Origin of the sequence: Streptomyces ureilyticus (assembly GCF_011045025.1) — a bacterium.
Taxonomy (GTDB): Bacteria; Actinomycetota; Actinomycetes; order Streptomycetales; family Streptomycetaceae; genus Streptomyces; species Streptomyces ureilyticus.
This window is the reverse complement of record NZ_JAAKZX010000154.1, coordinates 1-4,401: the sequence shown is the minus strand read 5'-3', so window position 1 is coordinate 4,401 and position 4,401 is coordinate 1. Positions and strand designations below refer to the sequence as shown.

The window sequence follows — 4,401 nt, the reverse complement described above, 5'->3', positions numbered from 1 at the left end:
CGGGCGGTGTTGAGGCCTCGCGCCCCCGAGGCGCTTTGCCCGCGGGCGGTGTCGAGGGTTCCCGTCCGCACGGTGTGTTGCCGGTGGATGGTGCTGAGGAATCCGCGTTGCTCTCGGGCGGTGTTGAGGCCTCGCGCCCCCGACGCGCCTTGCCCGCGGGCGATGTTGAGAACTGGCAGCCCCGAAGTGGCCCGCCCACGGGCCGCCTTGAGGACCTGCAACCCCGTCCCACCAACCCTGGAGCCGCCGTGCCCCCGCGCCTCGACGCCGCCGCAGTCCCGGAGCAGACTGCCCTCGACGGGCACGCCGAGCGCGTCCTCGCCGGTATCTGGGCCGAGTTGCTGGGGCGGCCCGTCGGTCCTGACGACGACTTCTTCGCCGTCGGCGGAGACTCCGTGCTCAGCGTCGCCGTGGCGGCCCGGGCCGAGCGCGCCGGGCTCGCCCTCACCCCGCACGACGTACTCGTCCACCCCACCCTGCGCGACCTCGCGGCCCTGGCCGCGCCCGCCTCCCGGGCGGCCCACGACGACCCTGACGAGCCCATCGCCCTCAGCCCGCTCATGCACGCGATCCTGGACAAGGCGCCGGACCACGGACGTGACCTGATCGTCGCCGAGGTTCTGGAGACCACCCCCGGTGTCCGCGCGGACGCGGTGCGGGCCGCGCTCGACCGGCTGGTGCGGCTGCACGAACCCCTGCGCTTCCGCCTCAGGAGCAACGCGCTGGGCCACCGCCTGGTCCGTGCCGCGGCCGAGACGTCCACGGTCGTCGACGTCAGGGCCCTGCCGCTGCTCGACGACGCCGCCGTGCCCGCCGTCCTGGAAGCCGACAAGACCGAGCTCGCCGCAGCCGTCGACCCGGTGCGCGGCCCGATGCTGCGCGCTCGCTTCTACGACCGCGGCCCACGGCGCACCGGGATCCTGCTGCTGACCGTGCACCACTTCGCCTACGACCACATCTCGGCCGTACCGCTGCTGGAGGAGCTCAACTCCGCGCTGCGGGACGGCAGTTCCGCACCAGCCCGGCCGGACCGGAGCGACGTACGACGGCGGACGTGGCGGCACTGGACCGAGCGGCTGCTGAAGTCGGCGCAGTCCGACGAACTGGCCGGCGAACTCGGCCACTGGACCGCCGTTCTGGAGGCGGGCCGCACCGTCGGAACCCTGTCCGACCGGCCTGCCGGACCGTGCACCGGCACGGCGATGCTGCGCCGCACGCTGCCCGCGGAGCGGGTGGCCCCGGAGCTGAAGGTGTCCGGGGCGGCCGGGCGGGAAGCGGCCGCGGCCGCCGTGGCCTGCGCCTGGAGCCGGTGGCGCGGGCAGCCCGACGCCTGCCTGCTGACGGTCGGCTCGGGCACCCCCAGCCCCTACCGTCCCGACGACCGCTCCCTCGCGCTCGGCTGGTTCACCTCCGCCCACCCGGTGCTGCTGCCGGTCGGCCCCGGACAGCGAGCCGACACGGTCGTCCCCGCCGCCGCGGAGATCCTCCGCTCCGTGCCGAACGACGGTGTCGGATACGGGATCCTTCGCCACCTCAGCCCGCTCACCCCCGCCACGGCGGCGCTGCGCGGCCTGCCCGAACCCGACCTCCTCGTCGAGCACACGGCTACCGGAGGCGAGGAACTGCGCACGGGGGACGACCCGGTGTGGATCCGCTCCGGGCCGCTGGCCCTGGAACAGAACACGCTGCTGTCGTACGTGCCGACGGTGGTCACCAGCGCGATCTCGGGTGGCGCCCTGGAGGTCTACCTGGTGCACGACGACCGGCTCGCCGCCGACCGGATGAACGCCCTGGCCGACCTGCTCGCCGAGGCCTTCGCCGAACTCGCCGGGCAGGGCTGAGATGGCCGCACCGCTCGCGATCCGCGCCGCCGCCTGGCACCTGCCCGAGCGCGGCGTCGACCTCGCCGACCTGCCCGAACTGGCCACGCTCGACCCGGCGGAGCGCGAGCTGTGCCTGACCCTGGGCATCGACCGGATCCGTGCCGACGAGGAGCTCGACGAGACGGCTCTGGCCCTGGACGCGGCCCGGCAGGCGCTCGCCGAGGCCGGCGTCGCCGCCGCGGACCTCGGGGCGCTCGTGGTCGTCGAGTCCCGTGCCCCCGAACGGCTGATGGTCTCCGAAGCCACCCGGTTGCAGGGCCTGCTCGGCGCCGACGCGGCCCTCACCTTCTCCGTGGGCGGTCTCGGCTGTGTGTCGATCACCCCTGCCCTGCTCACCGCCCGCGGGCTCCTCGCCGCCGACCCGGACCTGGAGCACGTCCTGGTCGTCCACGGCAGCAAGCCCTCGACGCCCACCCGCTACCGGCATCCCGTGACGGTCAACGGCGACGCGGGACAGGCGCTGCTGCTGGCCCGCGCCGGCGACCTGCGGGTCCTCGACTGCCTCCAGGAGAGCGACGGCGCCTACTGGGACCTGTTCCACGTGCCTTTCCGCGAACGCCCGGTCGCCGACTGGCGCGAGGAGTGCCGGGATCCCACCGCGTACTCCTTCCGGCTCGCCCTGGAGACCCGCGACCGGCTGCGCGAGCTGCTGCGGCGGCTGCTGGAGCGCAACGGCCTGCGCCGCGAGGACGTGCGCGGATACGTCAGCCAGAACCTCTCGACGGGTGGCTTCGCCTTCCTGGAGGAGGTTCTGGACGTGGGCCTGCTCCCGGCCTGTCGCGACAACCTGCGCCGCTACGGCCACCTGGGCCCGGTCGACGTCCTGCTCAACCTCGACACGGCCCTGCGCCGCGGCGAACTGCCCGACGGCGGACCCGTCGTCCTGATCAACGCCAGCCCGGTGGCCGCCTGGAGCCTGCTCCTGGTCGCCACCGGCGGTGACCACGAGCACACCTACCAGCTGTAGACCCACCAGACCTGCGGAGATCCCATGGCAACAGCGGCCGAGGACGTCCTGGCCTTCCTCACCCGGGCGTTGGGCAGTCCGGTCGGGCCCGACGACGACTACTTCGCCGACGGGCGTGCCAACTCGCTCTTCGCGCTGGAGCTCGTCGCGTTCGTCGAGCACCGCTTCCGACTCACCGTCGAGGCGGAGGACCTCGACGTCGGCAACTTCCGGACCGCCGCGAACATCCTGGCGTTCGTGACCGCCAAGACGGGCGACCGGTCCCCGGGGGCGGTGACCGATGCCGCCAACGGCTAGCGTCGCCACCCTCGTCGCCCGGGCGCGCGCGGAGGCCGCCGACTGGGACCGCGCCGGCGAACTGCCCGACTCCGTCGTCGCGGAGGCCGCCCGGGCCGGACTCCTCGGCGTCGGCGTGCCCGCCCCACACGGGGGCAGCGGCGGCACCCCCGCCGAGCTGGGCGAGGTGTGCGCGCACCTCGGCGGGGCGTGCAGCGCCCTGCGCGCCCTGGTCACCGTCCAGGACATGGTCACCGCCGCGGTGCTGCGCTGGGGCACCCCGGCCCAGCGCGCCCGCTGGCTGCCGCCGCTGGCCCGCGGCGAGCGCCGCGCCGCGTTCGCGGCCACCGAGCGGGGCGCGGGCACCGAACTGTCCGCCGTGACGGCCTCCGTGACCGAGCACGGCGAGGAGATCGAGATCAGCGGGCACAAACGCTGGGTCACCTTCGGCCGAACCGCCGACACCTTCCTCGTCCTGGGCACCGCGGACGGACGCCCCGCCGCGGTCCTCGTCGAGGGTGACCGGCCGGGCGTCCGCAGAGAGCCCGTCGAAGGACAGCTGGGCCTGCGCGCGGCGGCCGTCGCGCACGTCGCCCTCGACCGGGTGCGCGTGCCCCGCGACCACCTCCTCGCGCCTGTCGGGCTCGGCCTCTCGCACGTCGTCGCCACCGCACTCGACCATGGGCGCTTCACCGTGGCCTGGGGGTGCGTGGGCATGGCCGAGGCCGTCCTCGACGCCGCCGCCGAGCACGCCGCGCGGCGCACCCAGGCCGGTGCCGTGCTGGCCGAGCACGAGGTGGTCCGCGCCCTGCTGGGCCGATGCGCCGTGGACACCGCGGCCGCCCGTGAACTGTGCGCCCGGGCCGCACACGCACGTGCCGAGCGCCTGCCCGAGGCGGTCGCGGACACCGTCGTCGCCAAATACGCGGCGGCCCGCGCCGCGGTCCGGGTCACCGGCGGCGCCGTACAGACCCTCGGAGCCGCCGGCTGCGCTCCCGACAGCCTCGTGGGGCGCTTCTTCCGCGATGCCAAGGTCATGGAGCTCATCGAGGGCTCCGCGCACGTCGCCGAACTGCACATCGCGGACCGGCTGTTGCGCCGTCACGGCTTCAACTCCGCGGCGCACGTCGCCCGTCGGGAGGCCCGCGCATGAGTTTCCTGAGTCAACCTCTATGCCGCCAAGGGGGTGTCGGCGGTCGTGTTGATCTTTCCGTTGGCCTGGTGGATCTCGGGGTCGTAGCAGGCTCCGTCGCGCCAGCAGGCCCAGATCACCCG

At 74.7% G+C, this 4,401-nt stretch carries 4 protein-coding genes; all 4 read left to right on the top strand.

Annotation, left to right across the window (positions count from 1 at the left end):
- Nucleotides 1–248 precede the first annotated feature (248 nt).
- Genes G6048_RS34345 through G6048_RS34330 form a run of 4 tightly spaced genes read left to right on the top strand, consistent with a single transcriptional unit; the run spans nt 249 to nt 4,279 of the window.
- Nucleotides 249–1,841, top strand: coding sequence for a condensation domain-containing protein (locus tag G6048_RS34345; RefSeq protein WP_165343502.1), 1,593 nt, complete (start codon nt 249–251; stop codon nt 1,839–1,841).
- A gap of 1 nt (nt 1,842) precedes the next feature.
- On the top strand, nt 1,843–2,850 hold the full coding sequence (locus G6048_RS34340; protein ID WP_165343501.1) for a beta-ketoacyl-[acyl-carrier-protein] synthase family protein: 1,008 nt from the start codon (nt 1,843–1,845) through the stop codon (nt 2,848–2,850).
- Nucleotides 2,851–2,874: 24 nt separating this feature from the next.
- Nucleotides 2,875–3,147, top strand: coding sequence for an acyl carrier protein (locus tag G6048_RS34335; protein ID WP_165343500.1), 273 nt, complete (start codon nt 2,875–2,877; stop codon nt 3,145–3,147).
- Nucleotides 3,131–4,279 carry an acyl-CoA dehydrogenase family protein gene (locus tag G6048_RS34330; protein WP_165343499.1) on the top strand — a complete coding sequence of 383 codons (1,149 nt, stop codon included), beginning with the start codon at nt 3,131–3,133 and terminating at the stop codon, nt 4,277–4,279. The genes G6048_RS34335 and G6048_RS34330 overlap by 17 nt, the downstream gene beginning before the upstream one ends.
- Nucleotides 4,280–4,401 lie beyond the last annotated feature (122 nt).

Coding starts and splice junctions, on each gene's coding strand:
- G6048_RS34340 (WP_165343501.1), top strand. CDS start 1,843: ATGGCCGCACCGCTCGCGATCCGCGCCGCCGCCTGGCACCTGCCCGAG.
- G6048_RS34335 (WP_165343500.1), top strand. CDS start 2,875: ATGGCAACAGCGGCCGAGGACGTCCTGGCCTTCCTCACCCGGGCGTTG.
- G6048_RS34330 (WP_165343499.1), top strand. CDS start 3,131: ATGCCGCCAACGGCTAGCGTCGCCACCCTCGTCGCCCGGGCGCGCGCG.